This window comes from Aquimarina sp. AD10, from assembly GCF_003443715.1.
Taxonomy (GTDB): Bacteria; Bacteroidota; Bacteroidia; order Flavobacteriales; family Flavobacteriaceae; genus Aquimarina; species Aquimarina aggregata.
Genome location: NZ_CP031965.1, coordinates 5,046,317 through 5,069,805, shown reverse-complemented (window position 1 = coordinate 5,069,805; position 23,489 = coordinate 5,046,317). Strand labels below are relative to the sequence as shown.

The following is a 23,489-nucleotide window of genomic DNA, read 5'->3' as shown; positions in this document are numbered from 1 at the left end:
TTACATTCAACATATTTTTTAATTATAAAATAACTGCTAGCACATTATAGCTCTAGCAGACAACAATAAAAACACTATGAAAAAAACCTTTACTCTATTGGTTATTCTTATAGCCAGCTCTATCTATGCTCAACAACCTTTTGATTGTAATGACGGTAAATTTTACCAAGTCATCTCTGGAGCTTTGCGATCGTATGATCCTATAACAGGTACATACTCAGATCCGTTACACACCCATACTGCCTATAATGCAGGTGGATATAATCCTGTAGATAATTTTTTATACGCCATCAGAAACAGTGATAAGCACTTATTGCGTATCGGCTCAGATTTAATTGTAGATCTTGGTGCAGTAGCAAATAACGGAGGCGTAACATTTGGTGGTGGTTATGCTGCAGATGTCGACAGTGAGGGAAATCTGTGGGTTTTTCAGAACTCTCTTGATAAACGTTCTTTTCATAAAATTACAAACTTGCAAGATTATGACGGATCGTCTTCTCCTGTTTTTGAAATTATAGTATCTGATCAAGCATCACCAAGTTCTTGTGCAGATATCGTATTTATAAATGGTAATTTATATGGTGGTAGTAGAGGTAACGTATACAAATGGGACCTTACTACTGCCACACCGGCATTTAGTAGTAAATCTGTAACAGATTTACCAAATCATACTTTTGGAGCCTCTTATACAGATACTAGCAATCGACTGTATGTATCTAGTAATAATGGTGGTTTATATCTAGTTAATGATTATGAATCGGCAACTCCATATGCTACATTACTAAATAATACAGAGGTTACCAACTCTAATGATGGCTTTAAATGTGCTATTGGGGTCTCCCCGATAGATGCGGATAAAGATGAAGTTCTAGATCCTTTTGATAAAGATACCGATGGTGACGGGATTCCTGATCTTGTAGAAGGCGGTGGAATAGATCCTTATGGTGATGATGACTCTGATGGGATTTTTAATTATTTAGATGCTGATTTTGGAAACACATGTAACAGTGGTGTGTCTCTTGCATTTGACACAGACCGAGACGGAGTACCCAATGTATTAGATCTTGATAGTGATAACGACGGTATATTTGATATTGTTGAAGCTGGTCTGGGAAGTTATGATACCAATGGTGATGGCTTTTTTAATTCTGAAGACGACAACTTCGTAGATTCTGACTTAGATGGTATTGCCGATATAGTAGATGTTGATCAAACTGGAGTTATATTCTATCCAGCAGATACCGATAATGATTTAATTTATGACCCTTACGATATCGATTCTGACCAAGATGGTATTACCGACCTTATCGAAGGACAACTTAGCTTAAACTTTGTAGCACTTTCGGGATCAGATCAAGATCGTGACGGTATGGATGACAATTTTGATCCGGATAACGGGGGTACACCTCAAGGGTATATCAATACAGATGGTACAGATAATCCAGATTTTTTAGATACAGATTCTAATAATGACGGGATCTTAGATACCGTTGATGCATATGATACAACAGGTGATGGTATTGCAAATACAGTCCCATCTGGAAACGATTTTGATCAGGATGGTATGGATGACAGTTTTGATTTAAAAGAAACTGTTTTTGACTCTGATAACGGAGATCAAAATCCTAGTAGTTTTCCTGTTGCTAGTATAGGTGAACGATATCAATATGTAAGTACGTTTAATGCCAATGGTACTCCAAATAATTTGGGCACAGACGAAACATTGTCTTCTGATTATCTTACACGTATCAACGACGCTTTACCAGAAGGAAGTTCTGTTCCTAATCTTAATCCTAATTTTATCTATGCAGGATACGATACCAATATTTCGATAGAAAATACCGCAGATATCTCGGTAACTTTTATAAGCGAAAACACTACTTACAAAAATGCACTAGGATACTATACATATGATCTTAATAACCCTTCTACAACCGTACCTAAACCAGAGGATATAACTCTTGTTTTTGCCAATGCTTCAGGAACAGGTAGTGATGGTGAATTAAATGCCGGAAATACGATGAATATAGGTAGTTTTCCTGCAAATACAGGTATAGGATGGGTATTACTAGTTGACGGTTGGAACAGTACATCTGTAGACGAAGGTTTATGGCAAGTATATACCAACCCTGAATATAACCCAGAATGTGATGAAACGTTAAGACCTCATAATATTCTTTTGGCAGATCCTGCAAATGAAACAATAGTATTAGGTTTTGAAGATATAAGAAGAGATTACCCAGGAGCAGATCATGATTTTAATGATATTCTGTTTCACATTAGGGCTGATCAATACAGCTCGTTAAAAACGACAAACATTCCAGAGCTTACCGAAGAAGGTATAGTTACATCAGGAAATGATGGAGGATTAGAGAGTAATGGTGATTTGGCAAGTCTTATTGCCAAAAGAAATTTCTTAAGATCAAAAACTAATAAAGTTAACAATCAAAAGAAATTACAAAAACGCTTTATCCCTGGTAAAAAATCAAATAAATCAGGAAAGATTGATCTAAGTATCTATTTCTCTGATACTGGTGCTTCTGGTACAGAAACATCTTTTGTTTCTAGCCCTGATGATTTACTTGGTATTACAAATGCTACCTCTGTATTCTCTATTGATTATTACAATAAAGAACAACGTGTCGGAGCAGCATTAGCAATGGCTACAGAAGGGTCTGTTTACGACCATTCAAAAACCATTTGCGACAGGCTTAATGGTTCTGTTTTAGAAGATATTAGAACACTTACCATTAGAAACCATACACTAGTTAACACCAGAATAAGAAGAGTAACCGGTGAAGTTGAACAAGCTTTACATTTTTCGGTAAGAATAGATGAATATCAAAATGAGCTGTATAGTTTATGGAATATTGATCAATATCCAGCGGGAGATTACCTTAATTTCCAAATCTGGGGAGGGTCAATACCACAAGTGGCTACCATGGCTAATAACATTATTGATAAATTGATTGATCAAAAATCTCTGGGAAAAACCTTTATTCCTGATAATATTCCTCCTGTATTTGTACAAAAAGGATTTTATAAAGACGGAAAACTTGTCTTAGACATTGTAAATAAATCTGAAATAAGTCAATTTAACTTTAGAGGAAATAAAAGAATTACAGAACTATCTGAAGAAGAATTAATGATAAAAACTGTAGGTCTTTCGGGTGAATATAACGAAACGGTCACTATAGAAACAGGACACCTGTTTGATATTGGTTTTGCGATTACTGGTGAAGATCCTAATAAAGCAGATGCATTATACCTAGCAGATGGCCCATGGGGAATTGATTATCTAGAAGACGGCGCAACAGTAGCTAATTTTGAAATTGTTAAAAGTGAAAAAACTGAAGATCAAGAAGATCAATATACAGTAGAACGAGATATTAAAGTAAATGGTGAGCTTAAAGAAACTCTAAATGTATTTAGAAATATACTTGGAGGTGACTTGACTCTAGATGTCTCTAATTATGAAGCTCTAGCATTTGAATTATTTAGTGATAAAGATGTAGAAGTAATTTTAGTAACTAAAGATCTGGTAGATTGGAACCAAAGACTTAGATATACTATAAAAGCCAATGATAAAAAACAGCTGTATACAATTCCCTTTTCAGATTTCTCGAGTAAAACAAAACAAAACAGAGTTATGGATAATCTAAGAAGTGTGGTATTCTCTATCCAAGGAGATTATAAAAACAATACCACTTTTACTTTAGATATTTCGAAACTTGCCTTTACAATGGTAGAAGAAACAAATGGAAACATAATTGTAGATAATGATACTACTACGATAACTAATTCTCCTAACCCATTTAGGTCACAAACCACTATAAAAATGCCAACCGATAATCAAAAAATTACAATTTCTGTAATTGATATGTTGGGTAGAATAGTACAAAAAGAAGAATTAGGAGGTATAGGAACACCTACGCAAACCTTTACTTTTACTGCTAAGAATTTACAGCAAGGTGTATATAAATATATTATTAGAGGAGATGACTTTAAGAAGAGATATGAAGGAAGTTTTCTAATAAAATAGAAATCTAACAAAACAACTATATCTTATTTAAATAAGATATAGTTGTTTTAAAAAAGGTCTTATCTTTAGAGATATAACGACCAAAACTTTAAAACAAAACAACAAATAATAATGGCCATTCATATTTCTGTATTAAAGAAATTAAATGCTGAACAGAAGTTCATGGCCAGCGTAATTATAGTTAACGGAGGAAATTATCTTTACAATTTACTTTTAGGAAGAATTCTGGGACCCGAAGAATTTGCAGATGCAGCATTATTGATTACATTTCTTTTAGTACTCTCTTTTGTTGCCATGACATTTCAGTTATCCACTGCAAAATTTTCTGTCATTTTTGAAAACGAAATATTTAAAAGTTTTATCAATATCACTTATAAATATTCAACGATAACGGGTGTTATTCTAGGTATCTTAATGATTGTTTTTTCAAAACCATTGCAATCTCTTTTTAATGCGCAATCTTCATATATGTTTGTCATATTTGGGATTGGTATACCCATTTATTTTATTATGAGTGTTAATAGGGGGATTTATCAAGGAAGTAAAAAATTTGATAGTCTAGCAATTACTTATCAAAGTGAAATGATAAGTAGATTAGCTATTACACTAGTTTTAATATATACTATTGGTCTACAGTCTTCAATTTTAGTTGCAATAGGTATTGCCGTCTCTTTCTTTTTTGGACTAATACCATTTCGTACAAAAGATATAGAAATCACAACAAAACATAGTCTCCCTAAAGCAGAATCTAAGTATATCACTAAGTTCTTTATTTTAACAGCATTCTATGAACTTACTCAAATTATAATTAACAACAGTGACATTTTAATGGTTAAACATTATTTTGAAACTTATGAAGCGGGTTTATATGCATCATTGGCACTAATTGGCAGAGTAGTATATTTTGTAGCATGGATGTTTGTGATGTTACTGCTACCTAAGGTTGTTGAAAAGCAAAAAGATGGAGAAGCCCATGCGCCTATCTTATTTAAATATGTATTCTACATTACTCTATTATCGGCAACCATCGTTTTGGGTTGTTATTTATTTCCAGAATTAGTAATCCAGATGATGTTTGGTTCAGAATATATCAGCATTGCGCCATTACTATGGAAATATGCTATTGCTACCTCTCTTTTTGCTATATCTAATATTTTTGCTTATTATTTTTTGTCATTAGATCAATATATACCAGTTGTACTATCAGCCTTATTAGGTATATCACAAGTAGCACTCATCGTCTTTTTTCACAACACGTTATCAGAAGTTGTTATTATGCAAATAGTAGCAATGGCTATTCTTCTCACATTTCAGTTATTCTTTTTTATCGGTTACCTAAAGCTATCTAAAAAAGCTTAACGTACCGGTAGACCCATTCGTCGAAAGAGATTAGCATCTCAACATAATTCGTGTTGAAATGCCCAATAATTGTACCATATTTATAAAACAATAACCCTTAAAAACAAAATAGTTATGGCGTTACGAATTACTAAAAACCAAGAAGTTTTTGAAATTAAAGGAAACATTGTAGCAGAAAATGCCCGTTCTGTACAACACCATTTTGAGAAGTTATTATTTCATTCTGAAAAAGTAGTAGTGTGTCTCGATAAAGTAAAAAAAATAGATGCTTTTGGAGTTAATGTACTTACTCGATTGTTTAAAAATGCAGTAAAAAACAATAAAATCTTCTTTATTATCGGTAAAGAAAATAAGATCGTACGGCAGGCATTTGGCAATGTCAACTACATTTTAAGAAGTGATTTTGTCTAACCCCCAAACCCCAAAATACTACCATTATGAAACTACAAATTATAAACATCGCAGGAACCTTTGAAATTATAGGAAATTTAACCCTAGATAATACTGTAATCGTAAAAGAACATTTTAACTACTTATTAGATCATTACGAAGAAGTCGTTATGTGTCTTAACAAAGTTAAAAAAATAGATAAAAAAGGAATTGCAGTACTTAAAGAAACCTATGCCAAAGCAAATAAAAGAAGTAAAGTGTTATTTGTTCTAGGAAAAGAAAATGAGGTAGTTTCAAATGCATTCAAAGAAAACCAAGTAAACTATATTTTTAGAGATAGTTACTAAATCTTTATCACTTAAAAAACGTAATTCACTAAGATACTATAGATTCTTATCCTTTTTGAGTTGTTTTTTAAATAAGGTTGTTATAACTTAGTGTATAACATAAAAAGACGTACCCCACTCGTCCTAAAATCTTAAAACCTAATACCTCTTTTGGATTTTAATACGTTTCTGTCTCTTTCCTAATAAAATAGAAATATAAATGAGATTAGCTATTGTAACCGCTTACCCTCCAAGTAAAGTAACCTTAAATGAATACGCATACCATTTAGTAAAATATTTTAGACAACATCAAGAAGTTTCTGAACTTATATTACTAACAGATGTTTCAGACAAAGAAGCTGATATCAATTTTGAAGAAGACGGTTGTAATATTATAGTAAAACAATGTTGGTCTTTTAACAGTTATAGCATTCTTTTTTCGGTAATGAAAGCAGTTAAGCAAACAAAACCCGATGCTATATTGTTTAACCTTCAATTCATGAAATTTGGAGATAAAAAGATAGCTGCAGCCCTTGGTCTATTATTGCCAAAGCGATGCGTTATGAATAATATACCTACCATAGTTTTGCTACATAATATTATGGAACAGGTAGATTTAGAAAGCTCTGGGTTTACTAAAAACAAATTACTGCAAAAAATTTATACTGGCATTGGCACGATGCTAACACGCTTTATTTTGGGTGCGGATATTGTTGCCGTTACTATCGATAAATACGTACACATCTTAAAAGCAAAATATAAGACCGAAGATATAGTTCAAATTCCTCATGGCACTTTTGAATTGCCAGTAGAACCTAATTATCAACTACCCGAAGGGCCTTTGCAAATAATGACGTTTGGAAAATTTGGCACGTATAAAAAAGTAGAAATTATGATTGAAGCGGTAGAAAAAGTGCGTTTAAGAACAGATGCAGATCTAGAGATTGTAATAGCAGGAACCGATAACCCGAATGTTCCTGGATACCTTGAATCTATGAAGACAAAATATGCTCATGTACCGCAACTAAGGTTTACGGGTTATGTAGAAGAAGTAGATGTTCCTAGAATCTTTGCAGATAGTGCTATGGTAGTATTTCCGTATACCTCAACAACCGGAAGTTCTGGTGTACTTCATCAAGCCGGAAGCTATGGTAAAGCGGTTGTAATGCCAGATTTAGGAGACCTAAGCTTGTTGGTAAAAGATGAAGGGTATAAAGGTGAATTTTTTGACCCTGAAAGTATTGACAGCCTTGCTGATGCTATAGAAAAAATTGTATTAGATCCTGTATACCGAAATACTTTGGAAAAAGCTAATTACAAGGCAGCTACAGCGTTTCCTATGAGTAAAATTACATCAATGTATATAGAGCAGTTCAAGGCAATAAAAGCAAAGAAAAAATAGCTTTAAAACTTAAAACAACACTGTAAAAGCCCCCTCCTTTCATAGATTAACAATTATCTATGTGTACAATTCTTACTTCTAATACACAATAAACTCAGCCTTATCTCCCACTTCTTACTATTTCTATATCATTAACGGGTAGTATTAAATTAGTTCTACTATTTTTTTATCCTCATTTTCAACAATCTTTCAAGATAATCAGACTATTGATCATTTACTGTAAAACGTTAAAAGTCAATAACATTACAATCATCGACACATACTAACTGCTCATCGAAAATAAGGCTCAAAAGCTATCAATTAGGCCCATATTTGTAGTGTAACAAAGAAACATTATTAAAAAAAAGAATAATAATGTTGATACGGTCTTAAAAAAACAAATTCAGAATTAAAATATAAAATTCGATTTAGTAAGGATAAAATTAAAGTTTCGACTTCTTTACTACTTGAATAAAAATATATACAATACTAAATCTGGAAATTAGATCAATACCGACCATCTAATAATAAAAAGATGTTTATAGAATCTGATAGCCTTCGATTTAACATTTTCGTCAAAAATATGCTACACCTGCACCATACTGCAGGTGTTCTTATTTTTAAGAGTTCCTGTTGTTAATTTCCTATAAATTTGAAAGCTGGTTTTTTGTTTCCTTCACGATCAATAAAACCAAAATGCTTTTGTTTGTGTTTACGCCAAGGTAATTTTCCAACAACGGCACTAGGCACTTCTTCAAAATCATAGAGTGTCCAAGACATGTAATGCAAATTTTCTTGCTTTATAATTTCCTGAAATTGCTGATGGTAGTCGGCTTGTTTTTTTTGTGAAGCCCCAAAAGGGCTCCAAAGTCCTCGATTAGACGATAGTCCAAACTCTTGTAACACAAGAGGTTTTTGAATATTTGTTTTTAATTCTGAATACGAATCTGTAAAACTATTTTGATCAAGATAATAGTGAAAAGATATGATATCCATTTCATCTTGTAAAAGACTTGCAGATTCTATATCAGACCAGCCTATGGTAATCAAGTGATTTGGATCGTATTGTTTTATTTGATGTTTCATTTCTTTTAACCACGCTAATACATTTTCTTTTCCTCTAGTATCAAAATCCAAATTAGGTTCATTCTTTATATCCCATGCTAAGATTGCTTTGTGTTCTTTAAAAGCACTTACAATTTGCTCTGCATGGCGGTGTGTTAAGGTCCAATCTAATACAGAATAATCACCATAAAAATCAAATAAGGTTACAATAACCATAAGCTCTTTATTTTCTGCATTATCAAGAACCTGTTTTAATTTTTCAATTTTTTCTACCTCAACGTTTGCCTTTCCAAACACCTCATAAGGCACAAAAATCCGTATTGTATTTAAGCCTCCATCTAGCAAAATATCAAAATCCTTTCGTATTGCTTCGATATCAAAACTGTCTCCAAACATATCCCATGGTGTTTTTTGCGGATAATAATTAATGCCTTTAATTTGGTATTCTTTATTCTCGACATAGATTATATCATCTATCGTTTTTGCAAAACCGTTAGATTCAATAATGGTGTCTTGCTTTTTACTTTCTTCTTTTACTATATGTCTTACGCGCCAGAAACCATCTTCTAACATTAATAGTACTTGATAATCTGACTTTATTTCGGTCTCAAGTATCATCGTTTCATTTCTATAAACTCTTTGGTATTCTTTTACATTACTATCGGTTAACACGGCTAATTGCCCATCTGCACTATAAAAATCTAAATCTATGGTATGGTTTGTAGTGGTGCTATGTATAGCGATTCCCTGCTCTTTATTAAATTGCAATGTGCTATCAATATTCTTTCTTGCACTCTTGGTATAATAGTCTTCTATTCCTTCATTTTTATTAGTTTGGTATGCAGCATTACGAATATACCAGGCATTAAGGTAATCTTGTTCAATATCAAAAAGCGTTTGTTTTTCCATAGGTCGCCCTGGATTTGTGGTATCTTTCCACACTATTTTAGGCAAGTATATTTGTTCTTTATTTAATGCTAGATGCAACATTGAACTCCTATCGGCTCCGGTATTTAGATATGATAAGGTTTGGCTAATCCCAAAAAGTACTAATACTATTACTCCGACAAAAGAAATAATAATAAATATTCTGTATATGTATCTGTTCCAGCTTATCATTTTAGTCTTATATCGTTATATTTTTTTTCTACTCCCAGTGCCGATATTACAATAGTATACTCACCAGTATCATAAAAACCTTCTTGCAAAATGAATCGTACCAAACCCTGGCTTGATGATTCTATCTTAGTGTCTATTTTTACTCCATTTTTTATGATATTCATTTTAACGATAGCACCATCTGGAATTAATTGTTCCATAAAGCTTATTAAAGGTCCTACTTTAATTTCTCTATTATGATTCGTAAACTGAACATTAAAATCGTCTAATACTGCTTCATATTCTAATAACAGCGTATTACTTTCTGCCATACCATGTACATAGCCTTTAATTTGCCAAATTTCATGATGACTAGGGTGTAACATTTTAGCAACAGCTTTACCTTCAATAGTTTTTCCTTGGGTGTGTAATAATAATCCACTTTTATCTTTAATTGAAAAATCAACCATGGTACCATCACTAACTATATTACCATTCTCATCTCTAATTATAGAGGTTATAAACTCTGTAATTTGATTACCGTCGGCATAGATATGTTCTCGCTTACTGGTAATTTCAAAATTTTCTGGTAACGAAGGGTAAACTTCTACAGAAAACTCTTTAGATACTGTAGCATGCACTTTTGAGAATAATAGCATTCTACCTGATTTTTTATAAGAAAATATATTTGTCCATGTTATCATATCTTTACTATACAATTCTCGTTCTTCTATTCTATCCAAAAACTGATGTTTCATTATAACCTTAGTACTATCGGCAATAGGGTTATCATAAGAATCATTGGCAAGAACTGTCTGCATTGTATAATCTCTACCCCCAGCAATAATACTAGGAGGACCGATATAAGATTCAAGAAACACTTTTTGTTCTGTGGTAGCTATGATCTTTATTTCTCCGCTGGCAATACCTTTAGATTTATATACCAATGTATACGTTATTCTTCCTTTTTTGTTGGCCATAAAATCTGGAATGTCAAATTGAGTATTATCAGACAGATTAGGTGTTATGACAGTTGTACCATAGGACGAATGCAGAAAAAGTTCTGTTACCACAGAATCACTAAGTTTAAAGTCAAGTTGTATATTTTGCCCTGCTTCAAAAGTTGTTGACTTGGTTAACAAAGTAGCTGTAATATTTCTTTTTTGTGTTGTACTATTTGTAAAGGCAATACTGATAGCTATTACTATCGGAAACAGTAACAAAATGATATATCGTTTTCTTTTATTTAATTTCATTAATTCGGGTTTCCTATATAGGTATTCACTTCTAACTTGACATAACTAAAGCCTTTTCCACTTATTGGTATTAGAGGAATTAACTGGTGTTCATATTTTCTTTCTGGTACAACTTTATTGCTTATTTCTTTATTCAACAAACCATTAATAAAAACGTTTTCCAGGTTATTTTCTCCTTTACTAACTGTCGAAATATCTAATAACTTGTAGTCAAAATATTGTTTGCGTTGTGGTCTAATACCTTCTGGTAAATATTGATGATCGACCCATATCAGTTCACTATTCTCATCGTAATATGAAACTAATAACAACGGTATTGTTACCTCTTGGAGACCAGAATTAAACAATACGCCCTCAATATGATCTTTTTGAATAGAAAGTTCATTAATCGTTACTCCTTTATACAAATCCACTGTGGCGACGTTTCCTGCACATTGCAAATCAAAATTAGTAGGCTGCTCCTCTAAATTAACCGGAGTAAATTGATCAGGATCAAATGTTTCTGGTTTGCGCTCTTCATGGTTGGACCAAGCAATACCTTCAAAATTAACGCGAAAACTAGTTATTTCTTTAGGCATTAACTTATGTTTCATTTGATGTTTCACATTAAACATTGCCAATTTTTTATTTGCTTCGTTATATAATGTTCCTGCAATAACAACATCTGCAGGAACATTATCTATATTCTGTATTTCACCAATAATAGCGTATTGTCCATTATTCGATATAATTTTTGCCGAGAGTACTTCTAAAACAGGTTGTTTTAAGACATCTTCATGATAAGTTTGTTCTGAAGTAATTCTACGTCTTCCGTGGTTAAAGTAATTTGGAGTGTTTTCTACAAACAATTGATCTGGTGGAATATCTAGATCATAACTAGACGCTTTAACAAACCATTTTTTATCTTCTTTTATCAATTCATGAAAAAACGTTTTATCAATTTTCTCCAAAGGCGTAACCCATTTTGTAAATGCTTTTACTTTGGCTGTACTATCGGTTTGAGCAATTATGTCGACTCTTATCTCATCTAATTTTGCGTAAGAACTTAAAAGCCCATCTGTTACTGCAATCTCTAACATATACTGATCTTTGGTTTTAGTACTATTTGGATCTAAATAAGAATATGCTCGCTCAAATTCTTTAAAATCCAAGGCGTCATAATATGATTCGGTTACATTTATCGGGCTAATTTGTTTTGCATTTTTTATATACAATAAGTAAAAACCAATTCCAAAAACAATAATCATGAGTACACCCCATATATGACTAATTTTAATTACTGAACTTTTAAAACCATCATAGGCTACTGCAAATTTAAAATACACAGGAAAGCTCTTATGTTTAGATTTTAAACCATGGATCCAAATCAATTGTATATTAATAATAAACGCCAATAAAACAGTACCAACAGGTATCAAACCCCACATTAACTTTAAAAAAGTTGGTACGTCTTCTTTTGGTAAAATACTGGATAGCGGGGGAATGTTTAGTTTCTCCCAAACCATAATTCCGTTTTCTAATTGTCTTAATCTTTGCCAACCACAGAAATATAAAATAGGGTCATAAAACTTATCATTAGAAAAGACATATTTTAAATTGTATTTTTCGGGAACGGTAAGGAATTGTTGTAATGAACCTATGCCTTCTACACCTCTAAATTTTGAATTTTCAAGACGTTCTACTGCTCTAGTCGTCAATTCTGGTAGTCTTCTTGCAGAGTGATAATTTCCATCAACAGTCATTGCATTTGTCTGCGCAGAAAGCCAAGCCATTTGATCTCCAAAACCAAGTGGTAAAAATCGCCAATGATCGTGTTGATCTTGTTGTAAAAAATTAAGAATAGGAAGCATTTTTATTTTCTGAGGCTGAAAAGGTCTAAAATACCCTAAACTCATAGTAAAGAATACTATAAAAACAAAAGTAGATACAAACAAGCCTCCTAAAACTCTTCGATACACTCCGCCATATTTTTCTTGAATTTTCTGTCTTAAGTCACCTTCAACAAAACGGTAACCAAACTCCCCAAAAATTGGCAATGCCATTATTGAAGCCCATAATGTAAATCTATCTAATGTAAGAATATTAAATGCATTATCCCCAAGCATCATTCTGGGAATGGGAGTAGTCCCCCCTGTTCCTAAAATTGTTAAAAGCGTAAAAGATAATCCAAAAAACAGATATCGTTTACTGTAAAACCGAAACCAGATATAAGGAAGTATAAACAATAAGATTCCCCAAGGAATCAAAAAGAACACCAAACCAGAAGAAGTAACTTCAAAAAAATTATCTCTAGAACCATGCGGAATTGGAACTTGAGTAATTGGGTTATTTTTGGTATTCACCCAATAAGGTAAAATACAAAATATAATGAGCAATAATGATCCAAAACCAAAAACCACTATTCTTTTAAAAAGCGACAAAAAAGTTTTGAAAAATAGAAAAAACCTAACCTCTTTGTAGTTATTTACTTTTTCTCTCGATGCATCCATAATTATCATACCAATTAATGGAAAGATAAAAAAGACCATTCCAAAAATAGGAGTTACATGATGTGAGGTAACTGTAACTGCCAGAAGACTTAAGGCATTTACCAAATACTTATATTTTCCTATTTTAATCCAAAGGTAGATTTCGGGCAGTGCATGAAGTAAAATAGAGAGCCCTACAATACTAGGTAGTTGTCCAAAAATATGTAATGTCTCTATAAATGTAGACGAGAACACTGCAAATATTGCTGTATATCCGGCTACGTTTCTATTCGAGGTAAGTACTAATGCAAATCGATATATCCCAGTTATAAAAAGAATAATACCTATAATAGCCACAGTAAACAGCCCAAATTTTACTCCACCGATGTATGATAACAAACCAATACTTTGATGTACAAGAGGTGGGTACCCCATAACTGTAAAACCGGTATACCAACTATAACTCCAAGGATCAAACCAGTTATTGGCATAGTGATTCCCAAAAAAAAGATGAATTAATGCATCGTAAGTAGACTCTAGTGTAAAAAAAATTGCTGTTCCATGGAACATGACACCTATCAGCAATGCACTAATTAAATACTTATTTGTGGATTTATCCATATAGACTCGCCATAGTTTATGATTTAAATATACAACAAAGGTTTCAGTTTCGACGAATAGCACACCTTCTGAAAAAAACCATTCATCTACAGCAATTCTCTTCTCACCGAATTGTGGCAGATCTCGATATCAATGATAATTAATTTTAAAAAAGAACCCCTAATGCTACATTATGAAAACTGGAATTATTATACCCTGTTATAACGAAGAAAAAAGATTAAATACAATTGCATTTTTAAACTGTATACGAACAAATAACAATTTCCACCTATGTTTCGTAAACGATGGAAGTAACGATAATACTATAGATGTATTAAAAGAGTTACAACAATCTAACCCTTTTAGAATTAGTGTAATTGATATAAAGAAAAACGCAGGAAAAGCTTCTGCTGTAAGAACAGGTGCAAATTATTTATATACTAGAGGCGATATAGAATTTATAGGTTTTATAGATGCCGATCTATCCACAGATTTTAACGATTTTAACGGACTATTGCATACGCTAAAAAGTAATAATGATTTAGATATGGTATTTGGCTCAAGGGCAAAAGATACCTCTGCAACTATCGAAAAAAACGCAATTAGAGGATTATTTTCAAAAATCATTAAAATCCTTGTATACTTTATTTTGAAATTACCTATAGAAGATACACAATGTGGTGCAAAAATCTTTAGGACTAAACTTGTTCCTGTATTATTTAAGAAAAATTTCTTTAGTAGATGGTTATTTGATGTGGAGATGTTTTTAAGAATGAAGGAACACTTTGGAAAAGTCAAAATTTTAAGTAAAATCTATGAACAACCCCTACAGCGATGGGTGCATATGGAGGATTCTAAATTAGGGTTAAGAGATTCTCTAGAAATCCCTTATCGATTGTTATCCATCTGGTTTAATTATACTATTCTTCAAAATTTAAGTTACACCAATATTGAAGAAATCATTGAACCGAGTATAGAGATATTCGGTATGCCCAATACAGCTTTAGCAGCTTAATAATTTAAGGTGACTGTAGGCGAAAACCTGTCAAACTTGTTTTAATTTTGGATAAGTAATAAAACAAGTAGACAGGTTTTTCTTTTTGGATTCTTTGACATTATTCTTTTAAAGTGTATTAAAAACCTATAACGAAAAACACCTTCTCTATTTTTGGAATATTCATTCCATCTTTCTAGTTTTGCTATGTGAATAAAAAAGAAAGCATTCTTAAAGCTGCCTTAGAGTTATTAGTTGTAAATGGCATACATGCTACTCCTATGTCTGCAATAGCAAAAGCAGCAAATACTGGCATGGGTACTATTTATAATTATTTCCCTACAAAGGAAATATTAATAAATGCCATTTATATTGATATTAAACAAAAGGAAAAAGCATTACTATTATCACCAATTTCTAAAGAAACTATTAAAGAAGAATTTGAACACTACTATATTGTGGTGATTAATTTTTTCTTAAAAAACCCCGTTTATTTTCAGTTTTTAGAACAACTAAATAGCTCTCCTATTATCTCAGAAGAAAGTAAAAGAGAAGGATATAAAGCTATTGAACCTGTAATAACTTTACTCAAAAAAGGTCAAAAAGAGGGTGTCATAAAAGATATCGATATAGAGGAACTTTTACAATTTTTAGGAGGAGCCATTTTCTCTAATTTAAGATGGTTATTTCATACTACCAATCTAAAAACAATATCGACTTCGAATCAATTAAAATTGGTTTGGGACGCCTTGAAGTTATAATTTTTTTAATCAAAAATGGAATGAACATTCACTCCAAACTATACTCATATGAAAACTATTTATTGGACCTCTACAGGTTTACTATCAATTTTACTATTATGGAGTTCATACTCCTATATTTTTAGTCAAGCAACTATTACGGGAATACGCGCATTAGGGTTTCCTGATCATTTTAGGATACAGCTAGCTGTTTTAAAAATTATTGCTGTTATTATTTTACTTGTTCCCCAAATTCCTTTACAGATAAAAGAGTGGGCATATGCAGGAGTTACCTTCTTCTTTATAACATCAATCGTAGCACATACAGCTCATAAAGATTCTATTTTTATATCACTCCTTAACCTACTGTTTATAGCATTAGTACTTATTTCAAACCTATATCTACATAAATCAAACATCTTATAATCTTATATAAACCTTAAAAAATTAATCAATGAAAAAAATAGCCATTGTTACCGGAACATCATCTGGATTGGGTCTCGAAACATCTATTATACTCGCGCAAAACGGTTTTAAAGTCTATGCTACTATGCGTAACTTAAAAAAACAAGAAGCTCTTATGCAAAGTGCCAAAACAGCATCTATACATCTAGAGGTTTTACAACTAGATGTTACTGATCAAGAATCTATCGATTCATGTATAAAACTCATATTAGCCAAAGAAGGACAAATAGATTTACTGATTAATAATGCAGGGGCTGGTTTTGCCAAAACTACTGAACAAACTACTGAAGAAGAATTAAAATGGGTTACAGATGTCAACTACCTCGGAGTTGTACGATGTACCAAAGCGGTACTTCCTAGTATGCGAGAAAAAATGAAAGGTCATATTATAAATATTACTTCTGTTGGCGGTTTAGTTGGACAACCATTTAATGAACTTTACTGTGGTGCTAAGTTTGCTGTAGAAGGATTTACAGAAGCTTTGGCCTCATACATCACCGATCCATTTGGAATAAAGTTTTCTTTAGTAGAACCTGGAGGTATTGTTTCTGAATTTATGAAATCTGCGATGGAAAAAACCATTACAGATGGGCAAATGGCACATCCCGATTATATGCCCATATTAGAAAAGTATATGAGTGGGGTTCAAAAAAGAGCCCAAGAAAGTGCAGATCAAGTATATCAAACTCCTGAAGAAGTTGCTCATGTTATTTTAAAAGTAATTCAATCTAAAAACCCTCCTTTACGAATACGAACTTCGCAATGGGCCGAAGATTTCACATTGCTTAAAACGCAGGCAGATCCAGATGGCACCAAACTCATTCAAGATATAAAAGAGCGGTTTTTGAAGTAAAATCTTCAAAAAAATTATAAAAAAAGGTACTTTAAAACAAAGTACCTTTTTTTATAAACTTATATTCTTATTAAAACGAACATTTAATTTTATCTTATCGCTATTTCCAATACTTATTCGCTGCAGAAATTGTTTGAAAATTCACAGCAATCACATGCGATGCTGCAGTAAGACCAGAAGCGCTATTTGCATACTCCTTCCTCAATTTTTTTAAAACTTCTATATCTGGTTGTGTAGACTTCACTCCCATTCTTGATAGTTTTATCGCTAATTCATATCCTTCTTGTGGGTTCTTCGTAATTAGGCTTTCTAACCATATTTCTTTTTTTTCCATATTATAATAATCTTAATTAAGTTTATTCTGAGTACTTGTTACTTTGCTTATTTTCTTGGAGTCTACCTACAAATGCTACGGCATATGAAGAAGATCTGAATTTTAAAATAGGATCATCTATAAAAATGATTTAAATCAAATTAATAATCGTAAAGGAAATACTGAATGCTACACTCATAACAAGTAAATTAAAACTTATTTTGGGTTTTTGCTGAGATAAAATAGCCGCATTATAAAACATACACATGATGGTTATTATAAATAATTGAATCATTTGTATTGCAGAGTTCCCGTTCATTAATATAAACATAGCGGCTACTGACCCTAAACAACTTTGTCCTATAATTGCAATAGGAGAATATCCTATTATTCCTTTTGAATACTCTTTTAAATAACTTTGATAAATTTTCATTTTTCTTTTTTTATGAAACCAAGAATACAATACTGGTTTCGATTAAACATTGAGTCACTTTATCATTAGGGTCTGCTTTTCCAAATCGTTAAATATTGGCTTGTTGCCATTTTTCTTGCTGCATCTTTTGCTCTTTGCGCCAATTCGCCTTCATACAATGCATCTATTGTAGTAAACCATAACTCTAACCATTTCCCAAAATGAACTTGAGTAATACTGTGGTTTAAATTTTTATCCACATTTTTATGTACCTGCCCTGGGTTTCCTTTAAAACAAGCTTGTCCAAATAATGCCGTGACCCAAAAATCTGTGAGTTTTTCTAAATGCATTGGCCAGTTATTTTCGGGAATATGGCTATTAAATATTGGTCCCAGTAATTCATCTTTTTGAATGGTTCTATAAAAAGTTGATACCAGAACAAAAACATCATCTCGATTACGTATTTCTTCCATCTTTTTATTTTATACCAGTACGCATCAAGCAAATATTGATATGTACTGGCGTATTAGTTTAGTTTCTTTTTTTTAGACAATAGATCGTTTCTTGAATAGCGAACCAACAGAAATAGAATATTCCTACCGAGAATATAATATCACCTATCATACGCAACCATTTTAAAGTTTGCACGACTGGTGAGTACAGTAATTCTGCATCTCTCGCAAAAGAATATCCCTTTGTTATCGAGGTATACGCCTGGATAATACCAACAGGAAGGAGGCTTAGAATCACCATGGCACTTAACCCAATATTTAAGAACCAAAATGCTCTTTTTAATTTTTGATTATTCCATTTTCTATCTGAATAAAATCGAAGACATATAATAATAAATCCCATACCGAGCATACCATATACTCCAAATAGCGCTGTATGAGCATGCACAGCAGTCGTATTTAATCCTTGTATATAGTATAAAGCAATTGGTGGATTAATTAGGAAACCAAATACACCTGCTCCTACCATATTCCAAAACGCAACCGCTATAAAGAAAAATATTGGCCATTTATAATTTTGTATCCATTGATTTGACTTTAAGAGGTTCCAGTTTTCTCTTATTTCAAACCCCATTAAAGTAAGAGGTACGACTTCTAAAGCACTAAATGTTGCTCCAAGCGCTATTGCTTGTACGGGAGTACCTGAATAGTATAAATGGTGTAACGTACCTATAATTCCTCCTGCTAAAAAGATTGTAGCCGAAGCTATAGATGCTTTACCTGCTGTTTTTGCAGATAAGATCTTCATTCTTAAGAATATAAAAGCAATGACTACTGTTGCAAAAACTTCAAAGAAACCTTCAACCCATAAATGCACCAACCACCACCTCCAATAGTTTATCACAGGCAAACTACTATTTTCACCATACATCAATCCAGAGAAAAAGAACATTCCTATGGCTATTACTGATATTAAAAGTATAATCAATAAGTGTTTGGTATCGTCATTTTTTCTAATACCATAGAGTACATGTCTTCCTACCATGATCACCCATAACACTAAACCAACTGCAAGAAAAATCTGCCAAAAACGCCCCAAATCCATATACTCATACCCTTGATGTCCAAAGAAAAAGTTTGTTGTTAAGTCCAAAAATTGATGTACTCCCAACCATTCACCAAGCAACGACCCTAATACGATAACTAGTAAGGCCGAAAAGAGAAAATTAATCCCGAAAACCTGATACTTCATTTCTTTGCCACTAATCATCGGGGCTAAAAATAAGCCTGTAGCTAACCAAGTGGCAGCAATCCAAAACACGGCTAATTGTGTATGCCATGTTCGAGTAATAGCATATGGCAAGATACTGGCTAAATCGAAGCCAAAAAATGCTTGCCCCTCTACAGTATAATGCACCGTTAAAATTCCAAGAATAATCTGTAATCCTATTAATAAAGAAATTACTATAAAATATTTTAATACCGATTTTTGGGATCTTGTAAGTAGTATATCCGTAAGAGGATCTTCATTTGGTTGAACAACCGCCTCTCCTTTCTCATGATTTCTGATATAATAATAGGTAAGTACCCCAATAAACAATAGTAGTAAGACTACCGAAAACCCAGACCAAATCTGAGAATCTGGTGTAATTGTATTATCTATTAAAGGTTCATGCGGCCAGTTCGAAGTATATGTATAGGTTTCATTAGGTCTATTTGTACTAGCCGCCCAAGAAGTCCAAAACAAGAATGCATTTAACTGAGCTAATTTCTCGGTATCTACTAATGCTCCTTTTTGAATAGCATATTGCTCATGTCCTTCAGAGAATATAGTCGCATAATAGCCTGAGTTTTGTTTGATCGCATCATATCTAGCTTTAGATATTGTAATACTTTTAGTAGTATGGTTATATGTGTTTGTTTTAACATTTTTAATCAAACGTGCCTTTAATGCGGCTTTTTCTTCTACACCCAGATTATCGTAATTGTCATTGTAATCTTTACGAGCCCATGCATCTAACATAAACACAGCTTCTTTATGTATCCAATCTGCAGTCCAATCCGGAGCTACATAGCTACCGTGTCCCCAGATAGAGCCAACCTCCATCCCTCCTATTGATTCCCAAACGTTTTGTCCTGTTTGAATATCATTTTTTGTAAATACGACTGCTCCGGTTTCTGATACAATTACCAAATCCGGTATTGGGGGTTGTGTTTGATAAATTTCTGTTCCAACCCATATTAAAGCAATGAATGACAGTATAACTACACTGGAAAATCCAATCCAAATTTTTCTCATTTCTATATTTTTAATTTATAGGGTTGTTTTAGATTATATTTTTAACTCTGCCTGTTGTATCCAAACTTGAAATTGATAATCGCACAATAGCATCATCTATACATTTTAGATCATGTGGTACATTAGCATCTAACGCTATTAGATCCCCCTTTTTAAGGAATTGTTTATTGCCATTAACTCCAAAATCAATTGCTCCTTCGAATATTTCAATGACTATAGGAAAAGGAGCTTTATGCTCTTTCATTACTTGCTTACTTTTCATAACAATCCTAATCTCTTTAGAAGTTTCTGTTTTTAGTAAAACTGTAATCGCCGGTTTGTCCTTTTTGTATACTAGGTTTTCTGTTAAAGATCCTGTTTTCATAATTTTCTTAATTTTCATTTATCAGTTTAAAAGACATTCCGTTAATCTTTTCGTTTACTAGTATTTGGCAAGACAAACGACTCATCTTTGTGCTATTTTGTAATTTATTTAGGGTTTGTATTTCTGTAATATCTTTATCATCAATTAAGATCGAAAGAGGTTTAATATGGCATGTTCCGCATAATCCTTTACCACCACAATCCCCTATCTCTTCATAATAATTATCAATAATCAATTCCATCAAATTGGGATATTCGTATCGTTTAAAATCAATTTTATGAATCTCATTAAAAGCATCAATAATGGTTACGCTCAACCTTGTCATTGTTTTCATAAGTCATATCTTTTTAGTGCTACTCTTTTCCAGATATATTTTAAAAAGCATCATTCCGTAGGCGAAAAGACTTATTACTTTTAGTATTTCGAACAATACATACCATAAATGCAATCTGCTTTTGGGAACATCTACTCCTTGAATAATCAAATCTGCACGATGATCTAATGCTGGTAATAACCAAATAGTTTGTAAGCCTAAGATTAGTAATGAGATGCCTAAAAAGTATTTTCTTTTTATCTGCTTATACATTGGTTTTGAATAGATCATAACTACAAATATTGCTAATGCACAAGTAATCTCAACTTTGTTTAGGGCATTAAAAACTAATTGTCCAATTCCTAAACCTATCTCGGTAGTAATACCAGGAGCTTGAAACTTCAACCAAGCTTCCATAAAGCTAATGGCGCCTACAAATCCCAACCAGATAAAATTGATTGCTATGACGTATTTGATATATTGATATTCTTTTTTCATAAAAGATTAAAAGATCTTTTTATCCTTTTTATGTTTAAATTTTTTTTATCGCTTTAAAATGGTAAAATCTGTATTCATATCTTCTGCAATGGATAGTAAGGATGTATTTTCTAACATATTTCTTAAGCCATCTCTTATCTCTACAAACTTAAAATGAAGTGGGCAAGGAGAGTTAGCATCACATTGTTTTAATCCTAAACCACATCCTGTATAAATAGCATCCCCATCTAAAACACTCACGACCTCACTAAGTTTTGTGTTCATTTTATTGTCTTCTATTGTAAAACCGCCATAAGGACCTTTTACTGATTTTACGATGTTACTGCGAGTAAGTTGTTGTAAAACTTTAGCCGTAAATGCTTGTGGCGAGTTTATTTCTTCTGAAATAGTACTTAGACTAACCATATTATTTTTAGTGGTTTGTTGTGCAATAAAAATTACTGCTCTAAGACCATATTCACAAGACTTTGAAAACATATATAAAATATTAGAGCACAAAACTAACTAATTATTTTATAACGGACAAAAATATCCTTTATAAAACTTACTAAAATTCATATTCTTAAAATTTACCAAAGATTTTTCTAAACCAAAACACCTTGTTGAGAAGTTTTTTTATGCTTTTTATATGTACGTCCATACCAAAGTAAAACACCACTTACAGGCAATGATGCGCATAACAAGCTTACTAAAAAAGCAATTATTTTACCGACTATCCCGCCAATAGCACCAATATGGATATCATAATTCATCCGGATCACTTTATCTGCAAATTTAGCGTCTTTATACTTGCCGTAAATACTAGTTGTTTCTAGTTCTTGTAATGTGTTTTGATCAAAGAAGAGGTAATCCATATTATAATATAATCCCTTAGAATTGCTTACTTCGACTAAAATAGAGGTCGTATCATTTTCGGGATAATGCAATTCGTAACTAACAGCATTTGTATATTTTTGTTGTAAAAGAGGCACAAGTTTATTGTAAGCTGGTTCATCTTCTGATTCGATAACATAAGATTGCGTACTGTTAGGTATAATAAATTGAGGAGCTTTATCACCTCCAGATACTTTATACGCTATAAAATAAAACCAATTAAACGCCATTACACATCCTGTAAAAGCTAGTAACAATCCTAATGAAGAGACATAGAAACCAGTTACTGTATGAAGGTCAAAGTTTTTTCGTTTCCAACGTGTTTTAGAGTTCCAATCAAATTTTAAACGCTGCCGCCAATTCTTTTTATTTCTGGGCCACCACAAAAATAATCCGCTAATCATTATGATTAAAAACATTAAAACCGAGTATGATACTACTCTTGATCCTATTGCATCAGGCAACCACAAACGAAGGTGTCCTTTTAATATAAAACCAAAAAAACCAGAATTGTTATTTACTCTTTTTATAAAATCCCCAGAATAAGGGTCTAAAAAAACACTGTGATAAAAAATCTCAGGTTCTGCTTCATAAAATACAACTTCTATGGCTTCATTGGATTGACCGTAAATCACGCCATGAATGGTTTTATTTGGGATAATTTCTTCTGCGATTTTTTTTATGTTAGAAGCTGTAATAAAATCTTCATGTCTAGGCGTTACATATTTATAGTCATCATAAAAACTTTCTATTTCGTCTTTAAAAACCCACAAACATCCTGTTATTGAAACTATAAAAAGTACAACTCCCGTAATCAACCCTAATATTTTATGAAGTTGTAAAATTGTTTTACGTCTGTTTGCTTTTTTATTCTTTTTTATAGTTTTCATTTATCTATTGGTATAAAAGTATTTGCGCCCAGAAAAGT

Annotated in this window: 21 protein-coding genes; 9 read left to right on the top strand and 12 right to left on the bottom strand. The window is 32.3% G+C overall.

The annotated features are described in order from the left end of the window. Positions 1–76 precede the first annotated feature (76 nt). The 5 genes from D1816_RS21010 (at position 77) to D1816_RS20990 (ending at position 7,519) form a co-directional block, all read left to right on the top strand. Positions 77–4,042 (top strand): DUF4114 domain-containing protein, encoded by a 3,966-nt coding sequence (locus D1816_RS21010; RefSeq protein ID WP_118505473.1) that lies wholly within the window; start codon positions 77–79, stop codon positions 4,040–4,042. Positions 4,043–4,153: 111 nt separating this feature from the next. Next, positions 4,154–5,401, top strand: a complete 1,248-nt coding sequence (locus D1816_RS21005) for an oligosaccharide flippase family protein (RefSeq protein ID WP_233565217.1) — start codon at positions 4,154–4,156, stop codon at positions 5,399–5,401. A 114-nt stretch (positions 5,402–5,515) separates the two neighbouring features. Beyond that, positions 5,516–5,812, top strand: a complete 297-nt coding sequence (locus D1816_RS21000; protein WP_066308092.1) for an STAS domain-containing protein — start codon at positions 5,516–5,518, stop codon at positions 5,810–5,812. Between the two features lie 26 nt (positions 5,813–5,838). Further along, the gene (locus tag D1816_RS20995; RefSeq protein ID WP_118505471.1) at positions 5,839–6,138 is read left to right on the top strand and encodes a hypothetical protein; all 300 of its coding nucleotides are present in this window, start codon (positions 5,839–5,841) and stop codon (positions 6,136–6,138) included. Positions 6,139–6,337: 199 nt separating this feature from the next. After that, the gene (locus tag D1816_RS20990; RefSeq protein WP_118505469.1) at positions 6,338–7,519 is read left to right on the top strand and encodes a glycosyltransferase; all 1,182 of its coding nucleotides are present in this window, start codon (positions 6,338–6,340) and stop codon (positions 7,517–7,519) included. 615 nt (positions 7,520–8,134) lie between these two features. Here D1816_RS20990 and D1816_RS20985 read toward each other — a convergent pair. The 3 genes from D1816_RS20985 to D1816_RS20975 are packed head-to-tail and all read right to left on the bottom strand — an operon-like array spanning position 8,135 to position 14,006. Next, positions 8,135–9,682 (bottom strand): glycoside hydrolase family 2 TIM barrel-domain containing protein, encoded by a 1,548-nt coding sequence (locus D1816_RS20985; RefSeq protein ID WP_118505466.1) that lies wholly within the window; start codon positions 9,680–9,682, stop codon positions 8,135–8,137. Then, entirely contained in the window at positions 9,679–10,917 is a 1,239-nt protein-coding gene (locus D1816_RS20980) for a hypothetical protein (protein ID WP_233565216.1), read from the bottom strand. The genes D1816_RS20985 and D1816_RS20980 overlap by 4 nt, the downstream gene beginning before the upstream one ends. Further along, complete coding sequence (locus D1816_RS20975) at positions 10,917–14,006, bottom strand: hypothetical protein (RefSeq protein ID WP_118505464.1); 3,090 nt, start codon at positions 14,004–14,006, stop codon at positions 10,917–10,919. Before D1816_RS20975 ends, D1816_RS20980 begins: the two co-directional genes overlap by 1 nt. Positions 14,007–14,178: 172 nt before the next feature. On the opposite strand from D1816_RS20975, the gene D1816_RS20970 reads away from it, so the two are divergent. From D1816_RS20970 to D1816_RS20955, 4 genes are all read left to right on the top strand, one after another. After that, positions 14,179–15,000 carry a dolichyl-phosphate beta-glucosyltransferase gene (locus D1816_RS20970; protein ID WP_066308112.1) on the top strand — a complete coding sequence of 274 codons (822 nt, stop codon included), beginning with the start codon at positions 14,179–14,181 and terminating at the stop codon, positions 14,998–15,000. 188 nt (positions 15,001–15,188) lie between these two features. Then, positions 15,189–15,740 carry a TetR/AcrR family transcriptional regulator gene (locus D1816_RS20965; protein WP_066308115.1) on the top strand — a complete coding sequence of 184 codons (552 nt, stop codon included), beginning with the start codon at positions 15,189–15,191 and terminating at the stop codon, positions 15,738–15,740. Positions 15,741–15,788: 48 nt separating this feature from the next. Continuing rightward, complete coding sequence (locus D1816_RS20960) at positions 15,789–16,145, top strand: DoxX family protein (protein WP_118505462.1); 357 nt, start codon at positions 15,789–15,791, stop codon at positions 16,143–16,145. Between the two features lie 28 nt (positions 16,146–16,173). Continuing rightward, positions 16,174–17,037: an SDR family oxidoreductase gene (locus D1816_RS20955; protein ID WP_118505460.1), complete on the top strand. Its 864-nt coding sequence runs from the start codon at positions 16,174–16,176 to the stop codon at positions 17,035–17,037. A gap of 100 nt (positions 17,038–17,137) precedes the next feature. On the opposite strand, the gene D1816_RS20950 is transcribed toward D1816_RS20955, so the two are convergent. The 9 genes from D1816_RS20950 to D1816_RS20910 all read right to left on the bottom strand — a co-directional run bounded on the left by D1816_RS20950 (position 17,138) and on the right by D1816_RS20910 (position 23,451). Continuing rightward, entirely contained in the window at positions 17,138–17,371 is a 234-nt protein-coding gene (locus D1816_RS20950; protein ID WP_066308123.1) for a hexameric tyrosine-coordinated heme protein, read from the bottom strand. A gap of 130 nt (positions 17,372–17,501) precedes the next feature. Beyond that, positions 17,502–17,783, bottom strand: a complete 282-nt coding sequence (locus D1816_RS20945) for a hypothetical protein (protein ID WP_118505458.1) — start codon at positions 17,781–17,783, stop codon at positions 17,502–17,504. A 65-nt stretch (positions 17,784–17,848) separates the two neighbouring features. Then, positions 17,849–18,235, bottom strand: coding sequence for a group III truncated hemoglobin (locus D1816_RS20940; protein WP_066308127.1), 387 nt, complete (start codon positions 18,233–18,235; stop codon positions 17,849–17,851). 58 nt (positions 18,236–18,293) lie between these two features. After that, positions 18,294–20,513 carry a nitric-oxide reductase large subunit gene (locus tag D1816_RS20935; RefSeq protein ID WP_118505456.1) on the bottom strand — a complete coding sequence of 740 codons (2,220 nt, stop codon included), beginning with the start codon at positions 20,511–20,513 and terminating at the stop codon, positions 18,294–18,296. Positions 20,514–20,541: 28 nt separating this feature from the next. Beyond that, positions 20,542–20,877, bottom strand: a complete 336-nt coding sequence (locus D1816_RS20930; RefSeq protein WP_118506308.1) for a cupin domain-containing protein — start codon at positions 20,875–20,877, stop codon at positions 20,542–20,544. A gap of 7 nt (positions 20,878–20,884) precedes the next feature. After that, positions 20,885–21,211: a 2Fe-2S iron-sulfur cluster-binding protein gene (locus D1816_RS20925; RefSeq protein WP_066308131.1), complete on the bottom strand. Its 327-nt coding sequence runs from the start codon at positions 21,209–21,211 to the stop codon at positions 20,885–20,887. Between the two features lie 3 nt (positions 21,212–21,214). After that, on the bottom strand, positions 21,215–21,688 hold the full coding sequence (locus tag D1816_RS20920) for a hypothetical protein (protein WP_118505453.1): 474 nt from the start codon (positions 21,686–21,688) through the stop codon (positions 21,215–21,217). A gap of 45 nt (positions 21,689–21,733) precedes the next feature. Next, complete coding sequence (locus tag D1816_RS20915; RefSeq protein ID WP_066308135.1) at positions 21,734–22,165, bottom strand: Rrf2 family transcriptional regulator; 432 nt, start codon at positions 22,163–22,165, stop codon at positions 21,734–21,736. Positions 22,166–22,272: 107 nt separating this feature from the next. After that, positions 22,273–23,451, bottom strand: a complete 1,179-nt coding sequence (locus tag D1816_RS20910; protein WP_118505451.1) for a PepSY domain-containing protein — start codon at positions 23,449–23,451, stop codon at positions 22,273–22,275. Positions 23,452–23,489 lie beyond the last annotated feature (38 nt).